The sequence below is a fragment of the Sphingobium sp. MI1205 genome (assembly GCF_001563285.1).
Taxonomy (GTDB): domain Bacteria; phylum Pseudomonadota; class Alphaproteobacteria; order Sphingomonadales; family Sphingomonadaceae; genus Sphingobium.
In genome coordinates, this window is record NZ_CP005188.1 from 2,280,801 (window position 1) to 2,307,472 (window position 26,672).

The window sequence follows — 26,672 nt, forward strand, 5'->3', positions numbered from 1 at the left end:
CGCCCCTATTCGCTTACAGCAGGCCCGCAACCACGCCGGTCGTGTCGATCATGCGGTTGGAAAAGCCCCATTCATTGTCGTACCAGCTCAGCACGCGCACCAGCTTGCCGTCGATGACCGCGGTTTCCAGGCTGTCCACGGTCGAGCTGCGCGGATCGCCATTATAGTCGATCGACACCAGCGGCTCGTCCGAATAGCCCAATATGCCCTTGAGCGGACCGGCTTCCGAAGCGGCCTTCAGCAACTTGTTTACTTCCTCGACCGTGGTGTCGCGCTTGGCAATGAACTTCAGGTCGACGACCGATACGTTCGGGGTCGGCACGCGCACCGACGAACCGTCCAGCTTGCCCTTCAGTTCGGGCAGCACTTCGCCAACGGCGCGCGCAGCGCCGGTGGTGGTCGGGATCATCGACAGGGCAGCGGCGCGGGCGCGGCGCATGTCCTTGTGGATCTGGTCCAGCGTGTTCTGGTCGTTGGTGTAGCTGTGGATCGTCGTCATGAAACCGCTTTCGATGCCGACGGCATCGTGCAGCACCTTGGCGAGCGGGGCGAGGCAGTTGGTCGTGCAGCTCGCGTTCGAGATAACGACATCGTCGGCGGTCAGCGTGTCATGATTGACGCCGAACACGACGGTCTTGTCCACGCCGGTCGCGGGCGCGGAGATGACGACGCGCTTGGCGCCAGCGGTCAGATGCGCGCTCGCCTTCGCCTTGTCAGCGAAGATGCCGGTGCATTCCAGAGCGATCTCCACGCCCTGCGCGGCGTGCGGCAGCTTGGCGGGATCACGCTCGGCGGTCACGGCGATGCGCTTGCCGTTGATGACCAGGGCGTCGCCTTCGACGCTGACGTCGCCGGGGAAGTTTCCATGAACGCTGTCGCGCTTGAACAGCAGGGCATTCGACTTGGCATCGCCCAGGTCGTTGATGCTCACCAGCTCCAGATCATGGTCCGTGCGCTCCAATATTGCGCGCGCCACCAGGCGGCCGATACGTCCGAAACCGTTGATTGCTACCTTCGTTGCCACTGCACTAGCCTCCTGATTGGTAGATATGTTCTTAATGATCCAGCGCGGCCGCAACCTGCGGCGCGATCTTTGCGGCCGTCAGGCCGAAATGGTCGTAAAGCGCTTCCGCCGGAGCCGACGCGCCAAAAGTGTCGATGCCGAAACGCAGGCCCGCAATGCCGACATGGCGTTCCCAGCCGAATGTGGTCCCTGCCTCAATCGACACGCGCAGCACATGGTGCGGAAGGAGATCATCCTTATACGCCTGCGGCTGCGCTTCGAAATGCGCCCAGCTGGGCATCGACACCACGTCCGCGCCAATGCCCTGCGCTTCCAGCAGGTCGGCGGTCGCTACCGCGATCTCGACTTCCGAACCGGTGGCGATCAGCACGACCTTGCGATCCGCTGCGGCGGCGCGCAGGCGATAGGCGCCCTTGGCGGAAAGATTTTCGCTCTTTCCGGTGCGAAGCTGGGGCAGGTTCTGCCGGGTCAACGCCAGCACCGACGGGCCGTCCTTGTCCTTGAGCGCCAGTTCCCAGCACTCGGCGGTTTCAACGATGTCCGCCGGACGATAAACGTCCAGGTTGGGGATCATGCGCAGCGACATGACATGTTCGATCGGCTGGTGCGTCGGGCCATCTTCGCCAAGACCGATGCTGTCATGCGTCAGCACATGGATGACGCGCTGCTGCTGAAGCGCGGCAAGACGGATGCCGCCGCGCATATAGTCGGAAAAGACCAGGAATGTGCCGCCATAGGGGATGACGCCGCCGTGCAGCGCCATGCCGTTCATCGCGCAGGCCATGCCGAACTCGCGAATGCCATAATAGACATAGCGGCCGGAATAATCGTCCTTCGTCAGCGGACCGGTGCTCTTGGTCTTGGTGTTGTTGGACCCGGTCAGGTCCGCCGAACCGCCCAGCGTTTCGGGCAGCAGATCGTTGATCGCGCCCAGCGCCAGCTCGCTCGCCTTGCGGGTCGCGACCTTCTGCGGATTGGCGATCAGCGTGTCGATATAGGCTTCCAGCGAGAAATCGGCGGGCAGATCGCCCGCCATGCGCCGTTCGAACTCGGCCTTCTGGCCATTGCCAGCCAGACGGCCTTCCCATGCCGCACGCACTTCGCCACCGCGCGATCCGATCCGGCGCCATTCGGCGGCCACATCTTCGGGGATCACAAAGGGTTCAGCGGTCCAGCCGAGAAATTCGCGAGCAGCCGCGACTTCCGCTTCACCCAGCGCCGAACCGTGAACGCCCGACGTCCCCGCCTTGTTGGGCGCGCCGTAGCCAATCTTGGTGGCGCAGGCGATCAGCGACGGACGCGGATCAGCCAGCGCTTCATCAATCGCGCGGCGCACATCGGCGACGTCATGGCCGTCGCACGACACGACATGCCATCCGGTCGCGGCATAGCGCGCGCGGACGTCTTCGCTGCTGGACAGGTCGACCGCGCCGTCGATGGTGATCTTGTTATCATCCCACAGCACGATCAGGCGGCCAAGATTCAGGTGGCCCGCAAGGCCGATCGCTTCATGGTTGATGCCTTCCATCAGGCACCCGTCGCCCGCAATCACCCAGGTGCGGTGATCGACCAGATCGTCGCCGAAGCTGGCATTCAGGTGCCGCTCGGCAATCGCCATGCCGACGGCAGTGGCCAGCCCCGAACCTAGCGGGCCGGTCGTCGCTTCGACGCCCGCCAGCTCGAAATTCTCCGGGTGGCCCGCGCAGGGGCTATGCAACTGGCGGAAATTGGCGATGTCCTCGATCGTCGGCCGCGCATAGCCCGACAGGTGCAGCAACGAGTAGATCAGCATCGATCCATGCCCCGCCGACAGCACGAAACGATCGCGGTCGGCCCATTTGGGCTGGCTGGGATCGAACTTCAGATAATCCTTGAACAGCACCGTCGCGACGTCCGCCATGCCCATCGGCATGCCCGGATGGCCGCTGTTCGCCGCCTGCACTGCGTCCATGGAAAGCGCCCTGATGGCGCTGGCGAGCGACTTTTCGGAAACGGTCATCTGGGCTGGCGTCTTTCCTGCTTGGCTGAGCGGCCCCCTGCTGAGCCGGCGAATCGAAATCGCGTCCCCTTTGTCGCCTTGCACCCAAAGCGTCAACCGTGGCAGGCCCTTGCAGAGCGCCAAGCCGTCCAATGACGGCTTTTGCAAGGCGAAAACTTTGTTTATGCGTAGGTCATGGCAAGCAATCGCATGATGCAGGCGATCGACGCATTGGAACGCGCGGTCGGGCGGCTCGAACAGGATGTGGACGGCCTCGTCTCGGCGAGCGCCTCTCCGCCTTCCTCCCCCGGCATGGACCCCGCCGCCGCCCGCGCCGCGCTCCGCTCGCTCGACGAACTGATCGCCGATATCAAAGGAAGCGCGCATGGCTGAAACCAGCCTTCAGATTGCCGGGCGTCACTACGCCATCCGCTGCCGCGATGGCGAGGAAGCGCATCTTGCCCATCTCGCCAGCCTTATCGAGCGCAAGGCGCGCCTGGCTCAACAGAACACGCCCGGCCTGACCGAAGTGCGCACTCTGCTGTTCGCCGCCCTGTTCCTGGCGGACGAACTCAACGACCTGAAACGCGAAGCCGCCGGCCGCCAACAGACCCTGGCCCTTGGCGAAGAGGAGGACGAATCCGCCGCCCGCGCCATCGAGGCGCTTGCCGCGCGCATAGAAAAGCTGAGCGACAGGCTTGCCGTGCCGGGTCCCGACGCCTAGATTGGTCGTGACGGGCACTGCCTGGTACGAGCTTTAGCGAACATCCCTGAGGCGATAATCACATCCACGGGGGCTGTCCCTGGGCGGGTCCAGGCCCGATCTACATGGTCCCCACCTGACGTTGAGGCGTCAGAGGATATTCCAGCAAACGGCCAAGGCGGTCCCGTCACCCTTTCCGCCCGCCTCCTTTTCTCCAGTCGTTGCAAGTGCTGGCGAGAAACAGGTTTCCACCCCTTCCCGCCGGGTCTAAATGCGGCGCATGAGCGACGATCCCGACAAAAACGCCCTGCGCACCCTCGCCCGGACACGCCGCCGCGCGTTCCTGACGTCGCTCGACCCGCTTGCGCACCGGCTGGCGTTCAAGGCGGTTCCCTCCCCCCTCGCCCGGCGGCTGGCCGATATGCAGACCGTCGCGCTCTATATGGGCCTGGACGACGAAGCCCCGGCCCAGCGCCTCGCCCCCCAGCTTGCCGCCATGGGCAAGACCCTTGCCCTGCCCCGTGTCATCGACCGGCTGGGCAGCATGGATTTCCTCGGCTGGACGCCGGAGGATCAACTCCATCCCGGCCTCTACGGCACACATCATCCCGAACCCAGCGGCCCCGCCGTCGCGCCGGACGTCATCATCGCCCCGCTGCTCGGCTTCGACCGGGCAATGAATCGGCTTGGGCAAGGCGGCGGCTATTATGATCGCGCCTTCGCCCGTTACCCCGATGCGCTGCGGATCGGCCTTGCCTGGTCGGTGCAGGAACATGAAGCCCTGCCCGCCGATCCATGGGATCTGCCGCTCGACATCATCCTCACCGAAATCGAACTGATCGAAGGACCAGACGCGTGAACCGCCAGCCCGCCCCCTATCAGCCCAGCTGGCGCAAGCCCGTGGGCATGTTCATCATCCTGGGACTCATCACGCTGTGGGCGATACTGATCGGCAGCCTGTCGGGCTTCATCGGCCGCCTGCCCATGATCGCGCAGGTGCCAGTCTATGTGTTCCTGGGCCTCATCTGGATCTGGATCCTGCCCCTGAAGCGCCTGCTCGCCTGGATGGAAACAGGCCGCTGGCGGCGCAGCTGATCAGCTCTCTCCGTCATCCCAGCGCAAGCTGGGATCTCAGGCTAAACGGACACAGCCTAGCCCACGAGATGCCAGCTTCCGCTGGCATGACGACCATCAATTATTTGGGATAGTTTCGGCCTCTTGGGGCCATCCACTCTTCAAAAAGAGTGGCGCGAGTGACGGGGCTCGAACCCGCGACCTCCGGCGTGACAGGCCGGCGCTCTAACCAACTGAGCTACACCCGCGTTCGGTGTGGGCGGGCATCTATGCGGGTGCGCCGGACCTGTCAACCGGCTCTTTCACCACTTTCTTCTTTCTCGTCATTTTCTTCGCGCGGAGCCACCGTCAGCGTCCCCCGCTCGAACAGGAAGCCCGCAATGTCCGGCGTTCCCGCAGCCGCCACCACGGTCTGGATGATGATCAGCAACGGCACGCCCAGCAACGCGCCCGGCGTCCCCCACACCCATCCCCAGAATGTCAGCGACACCAGGATCAGCAGCGGATTCATGGTCAGCCGCCGCCCCAGCACGGTCGGCGTGATGACGTTGGCCTCGACCAGGTGAAAGCCGACCTGCGTCGCGGCGGGCAGCAGCGCCCACCACACATCGTCGAACACCATCAACCCGCCCAGCGCCAGCAGCGCCGCCGCCAGCATCGGCCCGAAATAGGGCACGAAGTTCAGCAGCGCGACGATCCCGCCCCACATCAGCGGCGAGGGCATGCCGATCAGCCACAGCGCCAGCGCCACCGCCAGCCCCAGGCACAGATTGATCGTCGCGATGGTCAGCACATAGGCCGACGTCGCATCGACCACATTCTGGATCACCCGCGCGATCGCCATCGCCCCGTCGAAACTGCCCCGACTGTTGATCGTCCGCCGCCGCAGCCCCGTCCAGCTCGCCAGGAAAAAATAGATGATGAGCAGCGCGAACACCATCTGGATGATCGCCGATGGCGCGGAAGTCGCCGCGAACTGCAGCAGCGATCGCGGCGCATCCACCGCCGCCGTCTGCGCCGCCGCCACCGGCCCCGTCGCCAGCATCTGCACCGTTTCATCGACGAACCGCTGAAGCTGCGAGTAAAAGTCGATCAGCGGAGCGAGATTGTCCTGTATCTTGGGCAGCCGCTGCGGCAGCAGCCGGAACCAGTCGGCCGCCGGAACCACGATCAGCACCAGCGCCATGTTGGCCACCAGCAGGAAAGCGATCACCGCGACCAGCGCCGCTATCGCCGGGGGCACCCGCCGCCGCTCCATCCATTCCAGGAACGGCACCAGCGCGATCGCGATCACCAGCGCGGCGGTCAGCGGCAGGAAAAACTCCGCCCCCTCGCGCAAGGCGAAGGGCAGGGCCAGGATCAGCCCGATGCCGGTCGTCAGCGCAATCGACGCCAGCAGGCGGTCGCGCCGTCGATTGATTTCCCGCTGGTCATGGGGTGTCACTGAATGGTTCGATCCTGCCGCCTGATCCTGTTGTGTACCGGCCTGCTGCGGCGCGTCAATTTCATTCCATGCTCGCATCGTGGCAAAGGGCCGATTAACCAAATCTTCGCCGCTTTGGTCCTACACCTTTCGGCAAACGGAACAGGGTGAACGGAATGAAGCGGAAACTGGCGCTGGCGGGCATGGCGGCATGGGCGATGATAGCTCCTGCGGCGATGGCAAAGCCGGACCTGCGCGTGGAAAGGCAGATGTTCGTCGAACGCGTCCACACCGACATCAACGGCCGTCACCGCCGCATCCTCGCCAGCGCCAGCCGCGCCGCGCCGGGCGACCAGCTCGTCTTCGTCGTCCACTGGCGCAATGAAGGCAGCGAACCGGTGCAAGGCATCGCGCTCACCAATCCCGTCCCACGCGGCGCTCTCCTGACCGAGGCCGATCCCGCGATGCAGGTGTCGGTGGACGGCGGTACACGCTGGGGCCGTCTTGAGGATCTCTGGCTGCCCACCCCGCTGGGCGGCGCGCGCCGGGCCGTGCCCGCCGACATAACCCATCTCCGCTGGGCCATGCCCAGCCGCCTGTCGCCCGGAGAAACCGCCCGCCTAAGCTACCGCGCGATGATGCGGTGATTTAGCCGCCACCATTTCAAGCGTCATCCCAGCGAAAGCTGGGATCTCAGTCCAGATGGCGCGCCCCGTCCAGGATGCCAGCGTCCGCTGGCATGACGGGATATTTGCCCGCCACTAATCCGCGAACAACAGCACCGGCGTCTCCAGCAATCGCTTCACCGCCTGCACGAAACTGGCCGCATCCCACCCGTCCACGACCCGATGGTCGCAACTGATCGACAGGTTCATCAGCTTGGCGGGCACCACCTCCCGTCCCCGGAACACGGGCCGTTCGATCACCCGATTGGGTCCGATAATCGCCACTTCCGGCCGATTGATCACCGGCGTCGTCGCCACCCCGCCCAACGCGCCCAGCGACGTCAACGTCAAAGTCGATCCCGAAAGCTCCTCCGCCTTCGCCTTGCCTGACCGCGCCGCGTCGGCCAGCCGACTGATCTCGCCCGCCAGCTGCCAGATATTCATGTCCTGCGCGTCCCGGATCACCGGCACCATCAGCCCCGCGTCAGTCTGCGTCGCAATCCCCAGATGCACCGCGCCGAACCGCGTCACCACGCCCGCCTCGTCATCATAGCGTGCATTCAGCATCGGAAAATCGGGCAGCGCCCGGCACAGCGCGGCGATCAACAGCGGCAGCATGGTCAGCTTCGGCCTATCGCCCCGCTCCCCGTTCAACTGCGCCCGCATCCGCTCCAGTTCGGTGACGTCGATCTCCTCCACATAGGAGAAATGCGGAATATGCCGCTTCGACGCCGCCATATTCTCCGCGATCCGGCGGCGCAGGCCGATGACCTTCACCATCTCGTCCGCGCGTTTCATGCGCTGTCCGGCGGGCCGATAGCCCTGCCCGGCACGATAAAGCAGGAATGCATCCAGATCCGAATGCCGGATATGATCGCCGCTTGCCTTCACCTGGGAAAGATCAATCCCCAGATTCTTCGCCCGCGCCCGAACGGCGGGCGAAGCCAGAACAGCGCGCCGCTCCTCCCCCTCCCCTTGAGAGGAGGGCCCCGGGGGGTGGGGACTCTCGACCACGGCGGACTCATCCTCCGGCCCCACAGCCTCCCCGCTCCCGTCCGGGCTGTCCGCTTGCCTCTCTCCCGACAACGGCCCTTCGACAGGCTCAGGGCCAACGGAGGATGCCATGACGCCATTCGCCGAAGCAGGCTCTTCATCATCACGTCCCGGCGTCTCCGCCTCAACCTCCGCGTCAGAAGGCGGCTCTCCGCCAGCCGCCTCCGCCTCCCCTTCAACCTCAATCTCCACCAGCATCGCCCCGATGGCGACCTGATCCCCCACCTCCCCCGCCAGCCGCTTCACGACGCCTGCCACCGGGCTTTCCATCTCCACCGTGGCCTTGTCGGTCATCATGTCGGCGATGGGCTGGTCTTCCTCGACCCGGTCGCCCACCTTCACATGCCAACCGACAATCTCCGCCTCGGAAATGCCTTCGCCAATGTCGGGCAGCCTGAACGTGAACAGCGCCATGGCCCTCAATCCCTCATGATCTTGTTGATGGCTTCGCCTATCCGCACCGGGCCGGGGAAATAGGCCCATTCCAGACTGTGCGGATAGGGCGTGTCGAACCCCGTCACCCGCTCCACCGGCGCTTCGAGATGATAGAAACAGCGTTCCTGCACCAGCGCGCTCAACTCCGCGCCGAAACCGCTGGTGCGCGTCGCCTCATGCACGATCAGGCATCGGCCGGTCTTCTTCACCGATCGCTCGACCGCCTCGATGTCCAGCGGCACCAGCGTGCGCAGGTCGATGATCTCGGCATCGACGCCCATCTCACTGACGGTGCTTTCGACGACATGCTCCATCGCGCCGTAGCAAAGGATGGTCAGCGCCTCGCCTTCCCGCACCGTGCGCGCCTGCCCCAGCGGCACGCGATAATAGCCCGCCGGCACCATCGCGCCCGGATGCCCGGCCCAGCTTTTTGCAGGGCGGTCATAATGGCCATCGAACGGCCCGTTATAAATGCGCTTGGGCTCGAAGAAGATGACCGGATCATTATCCTGAATCGCCGCGATCAACAGCCCCTTGGCATCATAGGGCGTCGATGGGATCACCGTCTTGATGCCGGACACATGGGTGAAAATGCCCTCGGGCGACTGGCTGTGCGTCTGTCCCCCGAAAATCCCGCCGCCAAAGGGCGACCGCACCGTCATCGGCGCGATGAACTCCCCCGCCGACCGATAACGCAGCCGCGCGGCCTCGCTCACCAGTTGATCGAGCGCGGGATAGATATAGTCGGCAAACTGGATTTCGGGCACCGGGCGCAACCCATAGGCCCCCATGCCGATCGCCACGCCGATGATCCCGATTTCGGTGATCGGCGTGTCGAACACCCGGTTCTTGCCATATTTCGCCTGCAACCCCGCCGTCGCGCGAAAGACGCCACCGAAATAACCGACATCCTCACCCATCACGACCACATCCGGGTCACGCTCCATCATGACGTCCAATGCGCTGTTGATCGCCTGGATCATGCTCATCTGGCGGGCTTCACTCATATCCTCGCCCCTTTAGGGGTCGGCCAGAGGCACGTGACTTTGGCCGAGATAGCGACGCTTGGAGAGGGGATGGCTAGCGAAGCTTGGAGAGAGGATGGCCGCACCAGACCCCTATCAAAGCCCGTCATGCCAGCGAAAGCTGGCATCTCCCCGCCTCCAGGCTGAACGTACAGGCAAGAGATCCCAGCTTTCGCTGGGATGACGAGGTCAAGAGCCACAAACCCCATCACAGCCCCGCCGCCTTCCACTCGTCCAGCATAGCCTGCTGCTGTTCCTTCAGGTGCCAGGGCATTTCTTCGAACACATCCTCGAACATCGTCTCCATCGGATGATGCAGCCCATGGCCCAATATCCCGTTCTTCTCCGCCTCCCGCGCGGCGTCGCGAACCTCCTCCGCCAGTTCCTTGTCCATCGCCGCGTGGCGATCCTCGTCCCATATGCCCAGCGCGATGCAATGCTGCTTCAGCCGCGCAATGGGATCGCCCAGCGGCCATTGGCTCCCCTCGTCCGCCGAACGATAGGCGCTCGGGTCATCCGATGTGCTGTGCCCCTCGGCCCGATAGGTGAAATGTTCGATCAGCGTCGGTCCATGATTGGCCCGCGCCCGATCCGCCGCCCAGCGCGTCGCTGCATGGACAGCCAGCGCGTCATTGCCGTCGATGCGCAGCCCGGCGATCCCATAGCCGATCGCCCGCGCGGCAAAGGTCGTCGCCTCCGCTCCGGCGAACCCTGAAAAACTGCTGATAGCCCATTGATTATTGACGACATTCAATATCACAGGCGCGCGATAAACGCTGGCGAAGATGCAGGCCGAATGAAAATCGCCCTCGGCGGTCGATCCCTCCCCGCACCAGGTCGCCGCGATCCGCGTGTCGCCCCGCGCCGCGCTCGCCATCGCCCAGCCTACCGCCTGCGGATATTGGGTCGCCAGATTGCCGGAAATGGAAAAGAAACTGGCCTCCCGCGCCGAGTACATGATCGGCAGCTGCCGTCCTTTCAGCCGGTCGCCCTTGTTCGAATAAATCTGGTTCATCATGTCGATGATCGGCCAGCCGCGCGCGATCAGCACGCCTTGCTGGCGGTAGCTGGGAAAGCACATGTCATCGCTCGCCAGCGCCGCCGCCGCCGCCACCGACACCGCCTCCTCGCCGGTCGATTTCATGTAGAAACTGGTCTTGCCCTGCCGCTGCGCCCTGAACATACGCTGGTCGAACGCCCGCGTCAGCGCCATCGCGCGCAGCATGCGCAGCAGGGTCTCCGGGGGTAGCTTGGGATCCCAGGCGCCCACGGCCTGCCCATCCTCGTCGAGAACGCGAACCAGCCCATAGGCCAAATCACGCATAGTCGCTGCATCCGCGCCTTCATCGGGACGCGGCATCATCCCGGCCGCGGGAATCTCCAGATCGCTGAAATCGGCAACATCGCCGGGGCGGAAGCGCGGCTCGGGCACATGCAATCGGAGCGGCGGCAGGTTGCGCCGCTGCTCCCGCTCATTCCCGGCCATCCCAGCGCCCGAATTGCCCCGGTCGCCCATCCCGCCTCCTACGCTTGCAATATTATTGCTTACCGCAATTATTATATTACAACACATCCAAAAGGCAAGAGTTCCGTTTTTCTCGCTATTTCATTCTCGATTTCAAACCGCCACCGGCGCCGAAATATGCTTCTGCGGCGCATAATCGACCACCTCGAAATCCTCGATCTTATAGTCGAAAATGCTCTCCGGCCGCCGGCTTATCCTCAATTTCGGCGCCCCACCCGGCGTCCTGCTGATCTGCTCCTCAACCAGCTCGGCATGGTTCAGATACAGGTGAACGTCGCCGCCCTGCCAGACTATTTCCCCCGGCTCCAGATCGCACTGCTGCGCCAGCATCCGGGTAATCATCGACAGGCCAAAGATGTTGAACGCAAATCCCAGCCCCAGGTCACAACTGCGCTGGAACAGCAATCCGTTCAGCCGCCCGTTCGCCACCTGGAACTGATAGGTCATGTGACAGGGCGGCAACGCCATCCGCGCCACCTCCGCGACATTCCAGCCGGTGAAAAGCAAGCGGCGCGATCCCGGATTGTTCCTGATCCCCTCGACCAGCTCCGCAATCTGGTTATGCCCCTTTTCCGCCCGCCGGTAGAGTCCATCCCCCACCGGCTCGTAGCGCGGCCAGTTCACCCATTGCGCACCATAGACAGGCCCCAGGTCGCCCCAGCGGTCGGCAAAGCCAGCATCGGCAATGATCCGCGCCTCGAAATCCTCCCGGCTGATCTCTTCCCCCGTCGCCTTCCGATAGGCATCCAGCGGCCAGTCCGTCCAGATATGGACCCCCTGCCGCACCAGTTCGCGGATATTGGTGTCGCCAGACAGGAACCACAGCATCTCCCGCGCCGCCACTTTCCAATAGACCCGCTTGGTCGTCAGCAACGGCACAGCGCCTCCACCCAAGGAAAAGCGCATGCTCGCACCCAGCAGCGACCGCGTACCCACTCCCGTGCGATCGACCCGCTCATCCCCTTCCGTCCAGACCCGGCGCATCAGGTCCAGATATTGCTCCTCATAATGCGCTTCGCCGGAGGTGATGATGCTGGTCAAAGAGGTTCTTCCCTGATGCGGCGATTCCGCATGATTCCATGCCGCATCTAGCCGAGCGAACGGCCTCAAGCCAAATCCTGCTTTCGCTTCGGATCAATTTGATAGTCATCATATCCATAGTGGAGGCGGTTGAGGATGGCGTCCCTCCGCCTCGGCAGCATGTTGGGTCCATGAACCCTACAGAAAGCACGCAATTCCTGCTCCTCGACAATGATTGGCGTCCCCTCCGCCGTGTCACCGCCGATGACGGCTGGCACTGCGTCGTGCATGAGTTGTTGAAGCTGGACAGCCAGTGGCTGATCATCGAACAGCAGCGCTTCGATGATCAGGCGCCCGTACCTCGCTGGGACGACATCCGGCTGTCCCGCGCCATTTCCCGCCGCCTTCGCCCCATGGACGTGAAGCTGGCCGATCATGTAATCCGGGGCAGCGGCGACCAGTTCAGCTTCCGTGCAGCGGGTCTGCTTTGATCATGACAAAAAAAGCGCCCCCAGCCGCTTGCCAGCCCGAAAAGCCCCCTCTATAGACCCCGCCTGCCCAGCGGCGTTGTAGAGCAATGCCGCTATCGGTCGGGGAGTAGCTCAGCCTGGTAGAGCACTGTCTTCGGGAGGCAGGGGCCGGAGGTTCGAATCCTCTCTCCCCGACCAATTCATTATTCTGACATAGCTGTAGAGCGGCTCGGTAGGCGCTGCGCGGCTTGCAACGCCCGGCGCATTCAGCCAACTCGCAGCTCCCCCATGACATGGCCAATGCTGCCGTCACCCAGACACAAAAAAGGGCGCGTTTCCGCGCCCTCCTTTGATCCCAAGTGCGACGAACTGGCGTCAGGCTTTCCCAAAGACCCGGCGGAAAATCGTATCGACCTGGCGGAAGTGGTAGCCCAGATCGAACTTCTCCTCGATCTGCTCGGCCGGAAGAGCAGCGGCGACATCCGGGTCAGCCTTCAGCAGTTCCAGCAGCGATAGCTGGCCATCGGATTCCCACACCTTCATCGCATTGCGCTGGACATAACGATAGCTGTCCTCCCGCGAAACGCCCGCCTGCGTCAGCGCCAGCAGAACCCGCTGCGAATGAACGAGGCCGCCCATTTTGTCGAGATTCTTCATCATGCGCTCGGGATAGACGAGCAGCTTGTCGATCACGCCGGTCAGGCGACCCAGCGCGAAATCGAGCGTGATGGTCGCGTCGGGGCCGATATAGCGTTCAACCGACGAATGACTGATGTCCCGCTCATGCCAGAGAGCCACATTTTCCATGGCCGGCAGCGCATAGCTGCGCACCATGCGGGCCAAGCCGGTCAGGTTCTCCGTCAGCACCGGATTGCGCTTATGGGGCATCGCCGAACTGCCCTTCTGACCCGGAGAGAAATATTCCTCGGCTTCCAGCACCTCGGTCCGCTGCAGGTGGCGCACTTCGACGGCAAGCCGCTCGATCGAACTTGCGATGACGCCCAGCGTCGCAAAGAACATGGCGTGACGATCGCGCGGAATGACCTGCGTGGACACCGGCTCAATCGCCAGGCCCAGCTTCGCCGCGACATGCTCTTCCACGCGCGGATCGATGTTGGCGAACGTGCCTACCGCGCCCGAAATGGCGCAAGTCGCCACTTCCTCCCGCGCCGCGACAAGGCGAGCGCGGCAGCGGCTGAATTCCGCATAGGCTTCGGCCATCTTGAGGCCGAACGTGACCGGCTCTGCATGAATACCGTGGCTGCGACCGATCGTCGGCGTCAACTTATGTTCGAACGCCCGCCGCTTGATGACGTCGAGCAGCTTGTCGATGTCATCGATCAGAATGTCGGCGGCACGGGAAAGCTGAACAGCAAGGCAGGTGTCGAGTACGTCGGAAGACGTCATCCCCTGATGCATGAAACGGGCTTCGTCACCGACCTGCTCGGCCACCCAGGTCAGGAAGGCAATGACGTCATGCTTCGTCACGGCTTCGATCGCATCGATGGCGGCGACGTCGATCACCGGGTTGGTCGCCCACCAATCCCACAGCGCCTTGGCAGCCGATTTGGGCACTACGCCCAGCTCACCCAAGGCCTCCGTCGCATGCGCCTCGATCTCGAACCAGATGCGAAAGCGCGCTTCGGGTTCCCAGAGGGCGGTCATTTGCGGGCGGGCGTAACGGGGCACCATCGGGCGAATCCTGATTGCTGATAAAGGGTCGCGCGCCGCCTAGCAGGCCAGCCAATGAAGGGCAAATTGGGCGACCGGGTGCGGCGCCCCGCTCCTTCCAGCAGCTTTTCACCCCAAATCTCCCATCATCTGCGGATGAGATGAGGCGCTTGCGAAGGTGAACGGAGGGTGATGAACGACCGTTCAGGAAACGCGGCTACGACTTATGTATTGTGCGAATCGATCAGGGTTCGTCGCCCTGTCGGAACGTGATTGAGGGAAATATCGATGTTTCGTGGCCTGATAATATCGACCGCATTGTTGAGCGCGATGCCAGCGCTCGCGCAGGAGGCGTCAAGCCCGCGCCCCAGCAGCCCGCAAACGGAAGCCACCACTTCGACGCCCAGCCCCGCCGACTCCGTTGCTTCAATCATTGATGCGGAATTTCCGGCCTATGATGCGAACAATGACAACATGCTCGACAAGGCCGAATTTTCACGCTGGATGCTGGCGCTGAAGGATCAGGAAATGAAGAGCAGTGGCCAGAAATTGGCCCCTCCCGAAATCACGGCCTGGGCCGATGGTGCTTTCACTACGGCGGACAAGGACAAGAGCATGGCGGTGAGCAAAACGGAGCTCATCAGCTATCTCAGTGGCGGCGAGGCGTGATGCAGTAAGTGTCAGCCATCAGGCGGGCCTGATGGTCGCAACATGGGGCGGCGTGGAGCGAAGGCCATGCCGCCTCTTTTTTTTGGATCAGCCGCGCTTCTTGTTAGCGTATAGCAGCGCAGCGACGATTGCAGCCGATCCTATACCGACCGCTGCCCCCGTCCACACGCTTCGACCTGCTGTCTTGCGCGCCGCCGATGCCAAGTCGGGCTTTGGATTGGTTTCCGGGCCAGTAGTGGTTGCGTCGGGCGTGTTTTTATCGGGTTTGCTCATAGTGGCTCGAACTTATGCACAAAGGCAAAGCGGGAGGAAAGACGGCATAAACATATTGCCCTTCAAAAGTCGGGGAGTGTTTGGCGCGCTTCGCCCCATCCCCGCAATTCCCGTGATCCAGCCCGGTCGAGCAACTGGCCAACATCCGCTATGGTGAAGGCAGCAGCGCGATCGATATCATTCAGTTCGGTCCAACTGACAGGCGCCGCCACCGGGGCATTTTCACGCGCGCGCACGACATAGGGCAACACGGCGGTGGCCCCGCGCTGGTTGCGTAACCAGTCGATAAAAATACGCCCCTTGCGCTTGGCCTTGCTCATCGTCGCGGTGAAGCGATCAGGCTCTGTTGAAGCAAGCGCTCTGGCGAACCGGTCCGCGAAATCCTTTACTTTGGGCCATTCCGCTTCCGGGGTCAGCGGCACAACGACATGCACGCCCTTCCCGCCTGATAACATGGCAAAGCTGACCAGGCCGATATCCTCCAACGTATGACGAATGTCGCGGGCAGCCTTCTTCACATCTTCAAAGTCCAAACCCTCATCCGGGTCAAGATCAAAGATCAACCGGTCCGGCTTCTCCACATCCTCCACCCGCGATCCCCATCCATGGAATTCGATCGTCCCCATCTGAACGCAGGCGATAAGGCCGTCGATATCATCGACATAGAGATAATCCTGTTCATCGCCGTCCTTTTCACGAATGGCGACATGCTTCACATGATCGCCAAAGCTTCCGCTGTCATGCTTTTGGAAGAAGCATTTCTTCGCCCTGCCCTGGGGACAGCGAACAAGGCTTATCGGTCGATGAGCAATCCATGGCAGCATGATCGCGCCAGCCGCTTCATAATAATCGGCAAGCTGACCCTTGGTCACCTTCGCTTCCGGAAAAATCAGCCGGTCCCGGTTGGACACTTGGACATCTCTGTCACCTTGGGGTGTCGTCATTGCTTGCTCCCTCGTGACGTCACGCGCCTGCTTGTCTTCGCGCAGGCCAAGGAAGCTGCCGTGACGCACGACATTGTCGCTGGTAAATTCGGCAAAGGCGATTTCGGCTACCAGGTCAGGCCGCACCCACTGCACATTTCGCGCTTCGGTGCGCGGCACCGTCAAAGGCGGGGATTTGCGGCTCAACTTCTTCAACTGCCGAAGCAAAGCCTCACTGTTTCGAGCGTTGAAGCCGGTTCCTACTTTCCCTGCGTAGACAAGACCCTCCTCGCCGTTCTGCGCGAGCAGGATATTGCGAAGCGAGCGGCCACTGGCGGAACTTGGCGTCCACCCAACAATGACGAATTCCTGCCGCCGCGTGCATTTGACTTTCAACCAGTTCCTGGTCCGCCCCCCACGATAGGGAGCATCGGCACGCTTTGATATTATCCCCTCCTGCCCCGCCTCGCACATGGCGCGGAACAGCTTTTCACCGGGGCCGACAATATGGTCGGAAAAATGCACATGGTCGCTGCCTTGCCCCAGCAGCGCCGCCAGCTTTTCCTTCCGCGCGATATTGGGCAGCCATGCCAGATCCTCCCCATCCAGCGATAGAAGGTCAAAAGCAAACAAGTGAAGCTCGCCCTTGCCTTCGCCCTTCAGGACCTGCTGCAAGGTGGAAAAGTCGGGGTTTCCATCCGGTCCCAGCGCGACGATCTCCCCGTCGATCAGAGCAGGCGGCAACCTCAGGCTCGCCACCTCCCGAGCGAGCGACGCAAAGCGGTCCGTCCAATCGAGACCCGTGCGAGTAAAAACCTTTACGCGGCTTCCCGCAACGCTCAGCAAACTGCGATAGCCGTCATATTTGATCTCGTGCAACCAGTGGCTGCCTGTCGGAACAGCATCGACCAGCGTCGCCAGTTGCGGGGACTGGAACGGCGGCGGCTTTCCGCTCCGCCCTTTGATTGTAGCGCGCGCGGGCGTCATCTTTTGCGCCTTTGCCATGGCATCGTCGAACGCTTTCCCGCGCTTGCCCTTCAGGGAAATGGCGGGGGCATCGGCAGCGATCTCGCTCATCGTCCGGCCACTCCTGATGCTCGTCAGTTCGCGGCCTACCAGATCCTCGGCAGCGCCAGCATGGACGTCATCGATCTTGCGAAGCAGCCAGTTTTCGCGCTTCCCTTCACCCGCGCGGGGCTTCAGGCGGATGAGAAGCCATTCACCCTTCATCCGTTCGCCATGAAGAATGAAGTGCAGATGCCCCTTGGCCAGATCATTGGCGCTCTTGCCGGGAACAGGTTCCCATGTTCCCTCATCCCACAGCATCACCGTGCCGCCACCATATTCGCCTTTAGGGATCGTTCCTTCGAAGCTGGCGTAGGACAGGGGATGATCCTCCGTGCGGACCGCCAGCCTCTTGTCGGCCGGATCAAGGCTTGGCCCGCGCGTCACCGCCCAGCTTTTCAGCACGCCATCCAGTTCGAGGCGAAAATCATAATGCAGCCGCGTGGCGTCATGCTTTTGAACGATAAAGCTGTTGCCGCGGGTGCGGCCCCGCTTGCCGGCAGGCTCCTTCGTCCGGGCGAAATCCCGTTTGCGATTATATTCCTTCAGAAGATCGGCTTGGGCCATGATCAGGCTCGTTTACGCGCGGGGGCCTTGCTCGGGGCGGCTCGCCGGGCCGCAGGTTTTTTCGGAGCGCCCTTGGCGGGCGCTTTCTGGCCACCGCTATCGACCGACTTTTTGAGAGCGGCCATAAGGTCGATGACATTGCCGCTGCGCTTGACGGGCGCATCGGCCTCATCCTCGATGATTCGGCGGCCCTTCGCCTTCTTCTTTTTCTCGATCAGCCTTTCCAACGCATCGACATAGCGATCATGGAAACTGTCAGGCTTGAATGGCGCGGTTTTCTTCTCGATCAATGCCTCGGCAAGGTCCAGCAACTCCGGGTCGGGCTTAACATCCTCGATTTCACGAAAATAGGATTGGGCCCGGTTGACCTCGTCAGCGTAGCGGAGCGTTTCCAGCACCATGCCGCGCCCGCACGGCTTGAGCGAGACGATATATTCGCGGCCGCGCATGGCAAGCTGACCAAGCCCGACCTTCTTCGCGCGGCGAAGGGCTTCCCGCAACACGACAAAGGCTTCTTCGGCCAGATCATCAGCAGGGACGACATAATAGGGCCGCTCATAATAAAGGACGTCGATTTCGTCCGCATCGACGAACTGTGTCAGCTCTAGCGTCTTTTTGCTCTCCAGCTTGACCGCCTCAATCTCCTCAGGCTGCAGGAGAACATAGTCGCCCTTGCTCACCTCAAAGCCTTTGACGATATCTTCGGGCTTTACGGGACCAAGGCCCGGCACGGTTTTTTCATACCGCACGCGCTTGCCGCTCGGCTCGTGAATCTGGTGAAAGGCGATCTGGGCGCCCGACTTGGTCGCGGCGTAGATTTCGACCGGGATCGACACCAGCGCCAGCCTGATCTGCCCCTGCCAATATGCGCGCGCCGCCATTGTCCACTTCCTCCTTGCACATCAGAAATGCGCTCCTTCCCCCGGGGTTCCGGTCGAAGGATGGCGGCTCCTCCGAAATAGTCCAACCGGTTCAGCACGACGAGACGCTTCCGAACTGCGTCGAAATGGCCTAAGCTGCCTAAAATCAGCTGCTAGAGGACATACCGAATGCAATTCCTGCGGACTGCCTTCTGGGTTGTCTTGGCCGTCGCGATCGCCCTGTTCTGCAAGGCGAACAACCGGCCTACCGAAATCAAAATCTGGGGTGACATCGTCTGGGGCACGCGTATCTGGTTTCCGATCCTGATCGCATTCCTGGCGGGTGCCGTTCCCTTCTGGATCATGGCGCGCACGACACGCTGGCGGATGAAGCGGAAACTGGAAAATACCGAGCGCGCGCTCGTTGCTGTCACAGCAGCGTCTGCGCCCGCTTCATCGCCCGCCGCAAGCATCGAAGAGGCTTCAACACCTCCCTCCTCTCTCTCCGCAACAGGAACAACATGAGCAGCCCGATATACGTCGCCATCGATACTCCCGACCTAACCAAAGCACAGGATTTGGCCCGGCGGGTGCGCGGACATGTGGGAGGGCTGAAGCTGGGGCTCGAATTCTTCTGCGCCAACGGTCATCATGGCGTGCGCGAAATGATGAAGTTCGATCTGCCGATTTTCCTGGACCTCAAACTCCACGATATTCCCAACACTGTCGCGAAGGCGGTGCAGGCGCTCAATGGACTGGAACCTGCGATCCTCACCGTCCATGCCGCAGGCGGCCGAGCGATGCTGGAGGACGCGAAGGCGGCTGCGGGCGTCCATACAAAGGTTGTGGCGGTCACCGTTCTTACCAGCCTGGACAACAGCGACCTGAGCGACATCGGCGTGGGCGGCAAAGCGGAGGATCAGGTGGCGCGCCTTGCCAATCTCGTCCGGGAGGCGGGGCTGGATGGCATCGTATGTTCGGGGGAGGAAGTGGGGCTGGCGAAACGCGCCTGGCCCGATGGCTTCTTCGTGGTGCCGGGCGTTCGGCCTGCTGGCGGGACGATGGGCGACCAGAAGCGGGCGGTAACGCCGCGCGAGGCTCTGGACAGGGGCGCATCCATTCTCGTCGTCGGGCGTCCGATCAGCCTCGCCGAAGATCCCGACCTGGCGGCCCGGGAAATTGAAGCGACCTTGTAGAATTGAAGTGCGGGGGACCGGCTTGGCCAGCCCCCCGGGGTCAAATCAGAAGCGCCAGCCTACGCTCGCCACGACCTGATGGCGATCGGTGTCGATGTCGAACTCGCTGCTCGTCCCACCATCCATAAAATCGATGTGTGCGCTGTCATATTTTGAATAGCGATATTCCACCTTGCCGAACATGTTCGGGGTAAAGGCGCGCTCTACACCGGCGCCAACACGCCAGCCATCGAGTTTGAACGACGTATCGGTGGTTTCATCCGTGTCGCCCGCCAGTACGTCCAGCTTGGTGTTGGTATAGCCACCCTTCACATAGACAAGCGTGTTGGGGCTGGCGAGTATGCCCGCACGTGCGCCGACATACAGGTCGCGGCCCTGGCTCACCCGGCCGAAACCGAACTGGTCGGTAAATGGATTGCGGCTGCTCTTGGCTGTGGAGTCGGTGAACTCTCCTTCGATGCCCACCACGGCGCTGCCTAGATTGAAATCATAGCCCGCGCCAACACCATAGAGCAGGCCATCGATCGACTGGTCATCATCACCATTGTCGTTATCGACGCTGCTGCCCGCGCCCGTATGATCATAGCCCAGGATCGCTTCGACCCGAGGACCGGTGAAGGTCGTGCCCGCGTCTTGCGCCAGGGCGGGAGAGGCGACGGCCGATCCGGCCAACAAGGTTGCGACCATTATCTTTCGCATAGGGTACTCCATCCATCACTTACCTCCTTGAGGAGGAAGTGTAGGAAGTCCCGTCCACATGCGATGGTTGCATGAACCTCAGATAAACAGCTGAAAATGTGGCATTTAAGCAACGTCAGTAGTCTTTGGATATTCGCACGTTCGCGCTCTCCCGACCCAAAGTTGAAATGGCCGCCAATAGGGAAAGCCACCGCGTGACCTGATATTCTATGTGCGTAGCGGAATAGCCTTGGCCGTCGGTGATGAGTTCCACATAGGTCTTGCGCGTAAGATATTTTCCGGCCGCCAGCGAAGTGCCCTGCCGCTGTGCGGGGTCCGCTGCGATAATGCGTAACCTGTCGAGCCCCGCCGCCTTGCGGACAGCATTGATCGGATCAAGCCCCCCGTCGCCCTGTAATGATCCGACGGCGGATGCGAGTTGCAAGGCTTCGGGCGCCGACAGGTTGGTGATCGACGTTCCGAACAGTATCCGTGAAAGCAATTCGTCCTGAGGCAGCGCGGGTATGCTGGTAAAGCTGATCACAGGTTTCAGACCCGTCCCGCCGACATGGATCACCGCCGTAAGGTCGTTGACGTTAGCCTCGGCATCAATGTCCAGAACGGGGTTTACCGGCGTACGGCCATCAAACTGTATCTTGCCTTCGCGAAGGTCGAAGCGGCGGCCAGCGAAGGTATACTCGCCGCGAACCAGCTGCGCCGTGCCCGCGATGGCAGGACTGGTCACGGTGCCGCCGATATCGAGATCGGCACGCCATTCGCTGTCGAGCCCAAGCCCGGTAACGGTCAGGCGATTGCGGGCACGCGTCTTGATCGCCAGCGCCCATGGTCTCCTTGCTCGCGGGCGCTCAATCTCTTCACCATTGCGGTTGATTTCAGTGACGCGCAGCTCTGGGATTTGCGCTATGGCGGCGGCCCGGCCCAAGGTGAAGCGGCTCCGATTGAGCAGCAGGTCGCCCCCGATTGTGCCATCGGCCCCATTCGACCGTAACGTGATTGGCCCGGTCACGGTCGCAGCGATATCATCCCGTTCCAGTAGGGCGGCATTATCCGCCTGCAACCGTAAGTCCATCGCCACGCCAGCAATGCCGGCGAAAGTGAAGCTGCCCGCACCCGTCACAGTGCCGCCATTCTGGGCGTTGGCGGAAAAGCTCGACATGACAAGTTGTGCGCCCGAAAACCGGCCCCGCGCCTTGACATTATGCAGCCGCATACCGGTAACGGCGCTGTTTATGGCGGCGCTATCGGTTGCGAGCGACCCTGCAATAACGGGGTTGCCCAGCGTTCCGCGTGCGTCCGCAGAAACGCTCACCGGGCCAGAAATATCGATGATCTCAACCCCAGTGAGGCGCCACAGCGTGTCTGCAGTGCCCCTATAACGCAGTTGCCCGAATAGCGGCGCCCGGTTCAGCCGCTCGACCAGGCTGCCTTGGGTGCCAAGCGGCGTCAGCAAAATCTGAGCCCGGCCGATAGTCTGCCCGCCGGCGGCGAACAGCATGCGTGACGCCAGCCGATCGTGCGTCAGGATCGCGTTAACCCCCGCATCGACCGGCCGGGAACTGAGCGACAATCCGGATCGGGATAGGCCGCGCACCCGCAGCTCCGCCTTTCCGACAGGCATCGCGCCGCGCGTGTGAACATAGCTGAGCGACCCGGTGGCCGTGCCGCCTAGACCCAGATTGTCATACGCAATATCCAGTAGCGAAAGAGGCAGCTTCTGCATGCGCCCTTCGATGCTCGTCGTTATGCCACTCAATTCCCCGCCGATTTGCAGCGATCCCCCGGCATAGGCAATCGTCGCGGGCGACAGCCGCCACCCATCATCGCTGCGCGTAAAGACCGCCATGCGGGTCAGGCGAATCGGGCGCTTGTCGATCGTGCCGCGCGCTGCGACCCGGATCCGATCCGGTTCAACCTCGGCATCCCCCTGCAGGTCGAACAGGCGCCCTCGCTGCCCCGACGCACTGGCTTTCACCGAACCTCGCCCGCCCACAAGATTGGCATTCGCAGCCAGTCGGCCCACCAGCAGGCCGCCCACGCGCAAGCCGCGCGCCTGCACGATGGCCTTGATCGAAGTACCTGCCGGATCGAGCAGAACGGTTGCATCCAGCTTCCCGCGGCGCACCACGATGACTGTGGGGCCTGTAAAGCTGGCGTCGGTCGCATCCAGCTTGAGGACCAGTTGCTGCGTAGCGTTCACCGGCGCAAAGGCGATGCTGCCTTTCACCGGGCCAGCCACAGCCAGCTGCCCGTCAAGACCACCGGTGACCGGACGCAAATCCCCGCTTGCTATCACCCCGGAAACGGCAAGTTGGGCTACCCTCACCACCGCTTGTCCACCGGGGGGAAGCAGTATCGCGCCATTGCCCGTAAAGGCCCCCAGCGTCGATCCTCCCTGCGCCGTGAAGCTATAACCCGCGCTATTGGGGTCGAGCTGGACCCGCATGTCGGTAACCCCCAGCGCGTCCAGTGGGCGGTTCAGCAGCAGATCCACCGTCGGCCGCTCGATCCTGCCATCCAGTATGAGCCGCAGGGGGCCGTATCGATCATGCGTACCGCTTCCTTCGAAATGGAAAGTTCGGTCGCGGCGGCGATATCCATTTGCAGAGACGCTGAGCAGCGGCGCCTCAAGGCGCAGCCCCGTGAACGTCAGCCGACTGTCAGGCCCCAGCGACAGCCCGCTTTTGAGGACCGGAAGACCTCCGCCCAGCCCTTGCAGGAAGCTGTTATCCAACCGGCGCATCCTGGCCATCGCGTTCCCACTCAGGCTGAATGCGCCCCTTGGCCCCGGCACTGCCCGCAGCTTTGACGTGAGATCGACAATGCCGAGACCGCGAATGAACAGGCCGCGTATCTGCCCATCCAGTCCAAAATCATATCGGCCGGTCTTGAGGTCGGCGAGCATCAGCAACTTGCCATTCAGCTTGTCGGACCGGATCGTCATCGGATTGCTGACGATCTGCTGCCCCTTCAACTGCAACATGCCGTCCAACACAAAGTTGCGGACGATCCCCTCGACCAGCTCACCCTGCCCATCCAGCCGCCGCGCGCGCAGGCGAACAGGGATCAGCGTAGCGCCATTCTTCGCCTGGCGCCCTTTGCCATCAGCGCGCACATCGCTGATGACCGTGCGGTCAAAGGCGAGCTGCCTGGCGCTTAGTTGATATTCATAGCCGAACGCGGAAAATGGTCCGTCGAGCCGCACCTTCGCGACTACATCTCGCCCGCGCATCGACTTCAACAGCGCTTGCGGCCGCGTGAGCTTCACATCGAGCAATATATTGTCGAGCGCATTGTTGCGCAGATCGATAGCGCCATCTGCATGCATAACGATAGCTGCCGAGCGCAGCGACAGCCTGCCATCGACCACCCTGTCCTTCAACGACCCGCGCGCCTTTATGGCGATGCGTGGCACAGAGAGCCGCTGTAGCAGTCCTTGCCCGGCAATCGCCGAAGCCTCGACGGACCCGGTAGCAGCGTACATGCCGCTTCGTGCCGCCAACGACATATCGACCGCCGGGGAGCCATCCAGCGTGGCTGCAAGGCGGCCGTCCCAGCGGGTCCAACTGCCCTTGCCCCTGACGCGCACATTGCCGTCCTGTCGCAATCCGGTCATCGCCGCCAGGACGCCGCCTCGCGGTGCGTTAAGGGTGACGTCGAGGTCGAAGCGGTCATCATCGGGTCGGCTGTCGAGCGCAATATTGAGAGCATCCTCTCCGTCCAGCGCGCGCGCCGAAAGGTCTATGACCGCGCGCCCCCCGCGAATATCCGCATCGCCGGAAATTGTCGCGGTCTGCGCCCGCCCGCTCACCTCTTTGTCGATCAGGAGGCGGCCAACGGAAAACTCCATCAGCCGAATGTCGAATCCGGGGAGGATCGGCCCTTCCTGCCTGGCCGGATTAAGCCGCGGCAATTTGTGGAGCCTGGCAACGGGAATAGCCAGCCGGTCGATGTCGAGCCGATTGGAAAGCCACGCCAGCGGCCACCAGTCCAGTTCCACGCGCGGCGCCGCCAGAAACGGTCCCTTGGGATCAGACAGCGTGACGCCATGCAGCACCGCCCGGCGATATATGCTGCCCTCAATGCGATCGACACGGATGCGAAGGCCGGACGGCGGATTGATGCCGGCAATACGCGAGGCCAGGAACCGGTGTCCTGCCGATGTATCGAGCCAGACGACCGCCCCTGCAGCGACAATCAACAACAGCGCGAGAAGTCCGGTCAGCCAGCGCTGCCACCCCGCATCCCATGCGCGGCGGCGCCACCCTGGTTTATCCTGGGGCCGATCCTCCCCCATCAGAAAGCCTGCCCCAACGAAACATAAACGGCTATCCGCGGATCGCCCTTCTGCGGATTCAACGGCGTGCCCACATCCACGCGGATAGGTCCAAAGCTGCTGTAATAGCGCACGCCCAGGCCAGCACCGATACGCAGGTCACGAAACCGCGGTAGGAAGCTGGTGGAAATATTGCCTGCATCAATGAAGGGCACGACGCCGAAATTGCCGAACCGTACGCGCGATTCCAGCGAGAATTCAGCAAGGCTCTTACCACCGATTGGATCATTGTCGACATCGCGTGGGCCAATCGCCTGATAGCCATAGCCCCTGACCGAAGCACCGCCACCCGCATAGAAACGGCGGGACGGCGCGATCTGATCGACTGTCGAACCCAGGATCGTCCCGAACCGCGCCCGTGCAGCGAGCACGATGCGATCGCCGACGGGCTGATAAATACTACCGTCCAACTGGACGCGGGAATAACCAAATGTCCTGTTCTGGAAAGAAAGTTCGGGGCTCAGGCGACCACCGAGCCGGAACCCGCTGGTCGGGTTCAAAAGATCGTCGCTGCCGTCATAGGTCAGGCTGAGCGGCACTGCTGCGATCAGGAAGGTGCGCCTGCTGCCTCCGCTGAACGCATCGCTTTCGTCCGACGCGATCAATTCAGTGCCGACCCGCCAAACCCATTTTTTCTGAAACAGGATATTGCTTTGCCGCTCCAGGGCGCCGGACAGCGTTATCGTCCGGGCGTCATAGGCATCGCGCCTGATGTTACTGACCGAAAAAAGTCCGGTCAGCACATGGTCTCGCTTGCGGAAATTGTTGCGTCGGTAAGTGAATGACGCTGTCTGCTCCTGCGTGCCCAGCACCCCGCGCAATGTAACCGCGCCTTCGGGCGGGAACAGATTGCGATGCTGCCAACTGACGGCGGCGCGATAGCCTTCGCCCGTGCCATAGCCCAGTTCCCCGGCGATCGTACGAAGCGGTGCTGGGTGGACATCTACCGCCAGATCTACATGTTCGCCGTCACCAGCGTCCTTGGGCGTCAAGGTGACCGATGATACAAGTCCCGTTGCGACGATTGCACTCCGCAGATCCTCGACATCCGACGCCATATAGGGGTCGTTTCGGTCAAAGCGGGCGATCCGCGCCACATGCCGGGCGCTGAATAGCTTTTCGTCATTCAGGATGATCGATCCGAACGTCCGGTAGGCACCCGGCGTCACAACGATGTCGAGGTCGCCCTTTCGCTCTTCATGGTCGATACGGACCTCCGGCTCGCCGACCTGCGCGAAGGGGAAACCGCTTTCGAGCAGAGCGAGCGACAGGGATTCCTGTCCCGCGAGAATGGCGTCGGCATCGACAGGATCGCCAGAGTGGACCGGAAAGGCCTCGCGCAGCTTGGGCTCGCGTTCTCCTGCCGCAGATAGCCCCGGAAGATCGACGGAGGAGAGCAGGTAACGTACACCTGGCACGATGTCGAAACGCACGCCTAGCCTGTCTCCGCCCGGCGACGGCGGAGAAACGGAACTGCGGATGCGGGCGGCGTAATAGCCCTTGGCGCGCAGCAGACGGTCGAGCAGTTCGCTGTCTTCCTTAATGCGCCGGTTTATCTGCGCGAGGTTGGCCGGCTTCCCTTCGCCCTCTCGCAGGACCGACAATTCCTTGAAGCGGGTCTCGAACTGCGCATCCGCAATCTGGTCGATATCGTTCAACTGCACCGAGTATCGCCGCTCTTCGCCGGAATCTGCGAACTCCGTGACTTGATCCGCTTCTTCCACACTGGGGTCAGCGACTTCCTCTTCCAGCGGCTGCGTCATATCGACGACATCTGCCGGATCCTGCGGGAGGGGCGCGACGGTATCGGACTGTTCCATATCCGGCCAATCCACACCCAGGTCCGGCATTGGGTCGAGTTGCATCTCGGGATCGGCGGCACTCCCCGGCGATGCAGCGGTTTGAGCATAAGCGGTCTGGGCCGCCAGCAAGAGAGGCAGGGCAAGAAGCCGGGTGGCTTGCGACATGGCTGATACGCGGCGCCAGGTCCGCAAGCCCGTGTTCATATCAACGGTCTAGCC

The 26,672-nt window shown here is 62.4% G+C and carries 23 protein-coding genes, 2 tRNA genes and 1 other RNA gene; 11 read left to right on the forward strand and 15 right to left on the reverse strand.

Annotated elements, in window-relative coordinates:
- Positions 1–13 precede the first annotated feature (13 nt).
- Both gap and tkt read right to left on the reverse strand, forming a co-directional pair.
- Positions 14–1,024 (reverse strand): type I glyceraldehyde-3-phosphate dehydrogenase, encoded by a 1,011-nt coding sequence (gap, locus tag K663_RS11005; RefSeq protein WP_062117325.1) that lies wholly within the window; start codon positions 1,022–1,024, stop codon positions 14–16.
- Between the two features lie 31 nt (positions 1,025–1,055).
- A complete protein-coding gene (gene tkt / locus K663_RS11010) occupies positions 1,056–3,023 on the reverse strand; it encodes a transketolase (protein WP_062120761.1) in 1,968 nt (655 codons plus the stop codon).
- 174 nt (positions 3,024–3,197) lie between these two features.
- Here tkt and K663_RS11015 point away from each other — a divergent pair, with 174 nt between their 5' ends.
- The 5 genes from K663_RS11015 to K663_RS11030 all read left to right on the forward strand — a co-directional run bounded on the left by K663_RS11015 (position 3,198) and on the right by K663_RS11030 (position 4,800).
- On the forward strand, positions 3,198–3,395 hold the full coding sequence (locus K663_RS11015; RefSeq protein WP_235589429.1) for a hypothetical protein: 198 nt from the start codon (positions 3,198–3,200) through the stop codon (positions 3,393–3,395).
- Positions 3,388–3,726, forward strand: a complete 339-nt coding sequence (locus K663_RS11020; RefSeq protein WP_062117328.1) for a cell division protein ZapA — start codon at positions 3,388–3,390, stop codon at positions 3,724–3,726. The genes K663_RS11015 and K663_RS11020 overlap by 8 nt, the downstream gene beginning before the upstream one ends.
- A gap of 11 nt (positions 3,727–3,737) precedes the next feature.
- A non-coding RNA gene (gene ssrS / locus K663_RS25260) (6S RNA) lies at positions 3,738–3,894 on the forward strand.
- A gap of 91 nt (positions 3,895–3,985) precedes the next feature.
- The gene (locus K663_RS11025) at positions 3,986–4,564 is read left to right on the forward strand and encodes a 5-formyltetrahydrofolate cyclo-ligase (protein ID WP_062117331.1); all 579 of its coding nucleotides are present in this window, start codon (positions 3,986–3,988) and stop codon (positions 4,562–4,564) included.
- 47 nt (positions 4,565–4,611) lie between these two features.
- The gene (locus tag K663_RS11030; RefSeq protein WP_443019007.1) at positions 4,612–4,800 is read left to right on the forward strand and encodes a DUF2842 domain-containing protein; all 189 of its coding nucleotides are present in this window, start codon (positions 4,612–4,614) and stop codon (positions 4,798–4,800) included.
- A 150-nt stretch (positions 4,801–4,950) separates the two neighbouring features.
- Here the strand turns inward: K663_RS11030 and K663_RS11035 are convergent.
- Positions 4,951–5,027 (reverse strand) — tRNA-Asp (locus K663_RS11035).
- Between the two features lie 41 nt (positions 5,028–5,068).
- Positions 5,069–6,223 carry an AI-2E family transporter gene (locus K663_RS11040; RefSeq protein ID WP_062120767.1) on the reverse strand — a complete coding sequence of 385 codons (1,155 nt, stop codon included), beginning with the start codon at positions 6,221–6,223 and terminating at the stop codon, positions 5,069–5,071.
- Between the two features lie 155 nt (positions 6,224–6,378).
- Here K663_RS11040 and K663_RS11045 point away from each other — a divergent pair, with 155 nt between their 5' ends.
- Positions 6,379–6,849, forward strand: coding sequence for a DUF11 domain-containing protein (locus tag K663_RS11045; RefSeq protein WP_062117336.1), 471 nt, complete (start codon positions 6,379–6,381; stop codon positions 6,847–6,849).
- A gap of 114 nt (positions 6,850–6,963) precedes the next feature.
- Here the strand turns inward: K663_RS11045 and K663_RS11050 are convergent, their stop codons facing one another.
- The 4 genes from K663_RS11050 to thyA form a co-directional block, all read right to left on the reverse strand.
- Entirely contained in the window at positions 6,964–8,334 is a 1,371-nt protein-coding gene (locus K663_RS11050; protein WP_062117339.1) for a dihydrolipoamide acetyltransferase family protein, read from the reverse strand.
- A gap of 5 nt (positions 8,335–8,339) precedes the next feature.
- Positions 8,340–9,344, reverse strand: coding sequence for an alpha-ketoacid dehydrogenase subunit beta (locus K663_RS11055; RefSeq protein WP_062117342.1), 1,005 nt, complete (start codon positions 9,342–9,344; stop codon positions 8,340–8,342).
- Positions 9,345–9,588: 244 nt separating this feature from the next.
- Positions 9,589–10,896: a 3-methyl-2-oxobutanoate dehydrogenase (2-methylpropanoyl-transferring) subunit alpha gene (locus K663_RS11060; protein ID WP_062117345.1), complete on the reverse strand. Its 1,308-nt coding sequence runs from the start codon at positions 10,894–10,896 to the stop codon at positions 9,589–9,591.
- A gap of 102 nt (positions 10,897–10,998) precedes the next feature.
- Complete coding sequence (thyA, locus tag K663_RS11065; protein ID WP_062120770.1) at positions 10,999–11,889, reverse strand: thymidylate synthase; 891 nt, start codon at positions 11,887–11,889, stop codon at positions 10,999–11,001.
- Positions 11,890–12,116: 227 nt separating this feature from the next.
- Between thyA and K663_RS11070 the strand changes: the two genes are divergently transcribed.
- Both K663_RS11070 and K663_RS11075 read left to right on the forward strand, forming a co-directional pair.
- A complete protein-coding gene (locus K663_RS11070; protein ID WP_062120774.1) occupies positions 12,117–12,416 on the forward strand; it encodes a JAB domain-containing protein in 300 nt (99 codons plus the stop codon).
- 100 nt (positions 12,417–12,516) lie between these two features.
- Positions 12,517–12,593: transfer RNA gene (locus K663_RS11075), tRNA-Pro, on the forward strand.
- A 177-nt stretch (positions 12,594–12,770) separates the two neighbouring features.
- Here K663_RS11075 and purB read toward each other — a convergent pair.
- On the reverse strand, positions 12,771–14,087 hold the full coding sequence (purB, locus tag K663_RS11080) for an adenylosuccinate lyase (RefSeq protein WP_062117347.1): 1,317 nt from the start codon (positions 14,085–14,087) through the stop codon (positions 12,771–12,773).
- Positions 14,088–14,354: 267 nt separating this feature from the next.
- Here purB and K663_RS11085 point away from each other — a divergent pair, with 267 nt between their 5' ends.
- A complete protein-coding gene (locus tag K663_RS11085) occupies positions 14,355–14,735 on the forward strand; it encodes an EF-hand domain-containing protein (protein ID WP_062117350.1) in 381 nt (126 codons plus the stop codon).
- Between the two features lie 87 nt (positions 14,736–14,822).
- Here K663_RS11085 and K663_RS23320 read toward each other — a convergent pair whose 3' ends face one another.
- The 3 genes from K663_RS23320 to ku form a co-directional block, all read right to left on the reverse strand.
- Positions 14,823–15,008, reverse strand: coding sequence for a hypothetical protein (locus K663_RS23320; protein ID WP_083535883.1), 186 nt, complete (start codon positions 15,006–15,008; stop codon positions 14,823–14,825).
- A 62-nt stretch (positions 15,009–15,070) separates the two neighbouring features.
- Positions 15,071–17,563: a DNA ligase D gene (ligD, locus tag K663_RS11090; RefSeq protein ID WP_062117353.1), complete on the reverse strand. Its 2,493-nt coding sequence runs from the start codon at positions 17,561–17,563 to the stop codon at positions 15,071–15,073.
- A gap of 2 nt (positions 17,564–17,565) precedes the next feature.
- Positions 17,566–18,444 carry a non-homologous end joining protein Ku gene (ku, locus tag K663_RS11095; RefSeq protein WP_062117356.1) on the reverse strand — a complete coding sequence of 293 codons (879 nt, stop codon included), beginning with the start codon at positions 18,442–18,444 and terminating at the stop codon, positions 17,566–17,568.
- A 201-nt stretch (positions 18,445–18,645) separates the two neighbouring features.
- On the opposite strand from ku, the gene K663_RS11100 reads away from it, so the two are divergent.
- Together K663_RS11100 and pyrF are read left to right on the forward strand one after the other, a co-directional pair.
- Complete coding sequence (locus K663_RS11100; RefSeq protein WP_335339065.1) at positions 18,646–18,948, forward strand: hypothetical protein; 303 nt, start codon at positions 18,646–18,648, stop codon at positions 18,946–18,948.
- Positions 18,945–19,619, forward strand: coding sequence for an orotidine-5'-phosphate decarboxylase (gene pyrF, locus K663_RS11105; protein ID WP_062117361.1), 675 nt, complete (start codon positions 18,945–18,947; stop codon positions 19,617–19,619). The genes K663_RS11100 and pyrF overlap by 4 nt, the downstream gene beginning before the upstream one ends.
- Before the next feature lie 45 nt (positions 19,620–19,664).
- Here the strand turns inward: pyrF and K663_RS11110 are convergent, their stop codons facing one another.
- From K663_RS11110 to K663_RS11120, 3 genes are all read right to left on the reverse strand, one after another.
- Positions 19,665–20,318 (reverse strand): outer membrane protein, encoded by a 654-nt coding sequence (locus K663_RS11110; protein WP_062117364.1) that lies wholly within the window; start codon positions 20,316–20,318, stop codon positions 19,665–19,667.
- A 115-nt stretch (positions 20,319–20,433) separates the two neighbouring features.
- Positions 20,434–24,612, reverse strand: coding sequence for a translocation/assembly module TamB domain-containing protein (locus tag K663_RS11115; protein WP_062117367.1), 4,179 nt, complete (start codon positions 24,610–24,612; stop codon positions 20,434–20,436).
- On the reverse strand, positions 24,612–26,618 hold the full coding sequence (locus K663_RS11120) for an autotransporter assembly complex protein TamA (protein WP_443018927.1): 2,007 nt from the start codon (positions 26,616–26,618) through the stop codon (positions 24,612–24,614). Before K663_RS11120 ends, K663_RS11115 begins: the two co-directional genes overlap by 1 nt.
- Between the last annotated feature and the right edge of the window lie 54 nt (positions 26,619–26,672).

Coding starts and splice junctions, on each gene's coding strand:
- tkt (WP_062120761.1), bottom strand. CDS start 3,023: ATGACCGTTTCCGAAAAGTCGCTCGCCAGCGCCATCAGGGCGCTTTCC.
- K663_RS11015 (WP_235589429.1), top strand. CDS start 3,198: ATGGCAAGCAATCGCATGATGCAGGCGATCGACGCATTGGAACGCGCG.
- K663_RS11020 (WP_062117328.1), top strand. CDS start 3,388: ATGGCTGAAACCAGCCTTCAGATTGCCGGGCGTCACTACGCCATCCGC.
- K663_RS11025 (WP_062117331.1), top strand. CDS start 3,986: ATGAGCGACGATCCCGACAAAAACGCCCTGCGCACCCTCGCCCGGACA.
- K663_RS11030 (WP_443019007.1), top strand. CDS start 4,612: ATGTTCATCATCCTGGGACTCATCACGCTGTGGGCGATACTGATCGGC.
- K663_RS11045 (WP_062117336.1), top strand. CDS start 6,379: ATGAAGCGGAAACTGGCGCTGGCGGGCATGGCGGCATGGGCGATGATA.
- K663_RS11050 (WP_062117339.1), bottom strand. CDS start 8,334: ATGGCGCTGTTCACGTTCAGGCTGCCCGACATTGGCGAAGGCATTTCC.
- K663_RS11055 (WP_062117342.1), bottom strand. CDS start 9,344: ATGAGCATGATCCAGGCGATCAACAGCGCATTGGACGTCATGATGGAG.
- K663_RS11060 (WP_062117345.1), bottom strand. CDS start 10,896: ATGGGCGACCGGGGCAATTCGGGCGCTGGGATGGCCGGGAATGAGCGG.
- thyA (WP_062120770.1), bottom strand. CDS start 11,889: ATGCGCCGGGTCTGGACGGAAGGGGATGAGCGGGTCGATCGCACGGGA.
- K663_RS11070 (WP_062120774.1), top strand. CDS start 12,117: ATGAACCCTACAGAAAGCACGCAATTCCTGCTCCTCGACAATGATTGG.
- purB (WP_062117347.1), bottom strand. CDS start 14,087: ATGGTGCCCCGTTACGCCCGCCCGCAAATGACCGCCCTCTGGGAACCC.
- K663_RS11085 (WP_062117350.1), top strand. CDS start 14,355: ATGTTTCGTGGCCTGATAATATCGACCGCATTGTTGAGCGCGATGCCA.
- K663_RS23320 (WP_083535883.1), bottom strand. CDS start 15,008: ATGAGCAAACCCGATAAAAACACGCCCGACGCAACCACTACTGGCCCG.
- ligD (WP_062117353.1), bottom strand. CDS start 17,563: ATGGCCCAAGCCGATCTTCTGAAGGAATATAATCGCAAACGGGATTTC.
- ku (WP_062117356.1), bottom strand. CDS start 18,444: ATGGCGGCGCGCGCATATTGGCAGGGGCAGATCAGGCTGGCGCTGGTG.
- pyrF (WP_062117361.1), top strand. CDS start 18,945: ATGAGCAGCCCGATATACGTCGCCATCGATACTCCCGACCTAACCAAA.
- K663_RS11110 (WP_062117364.1), bottom strand. CDS start 20,318: ATGCGAAAGATAATGGTCGCAACCTTGTTGGCCGGATCGGCCGTCGCC.
- K663_RS11115 (WP_062117367.1), bottom strand. CDS start 24,612: ATGGGGGAGGATCGGCCCCAGGATAAACCAGGGTGGCGCCGCCGCGCA.
- K663_RS11120 (WP_443018927.1), bottom strand. CDS start 26,618: ATGTCGCAAGCCACCCGGCTTCTTGCCCTGCCTCTCTTGCTGGCGGCC.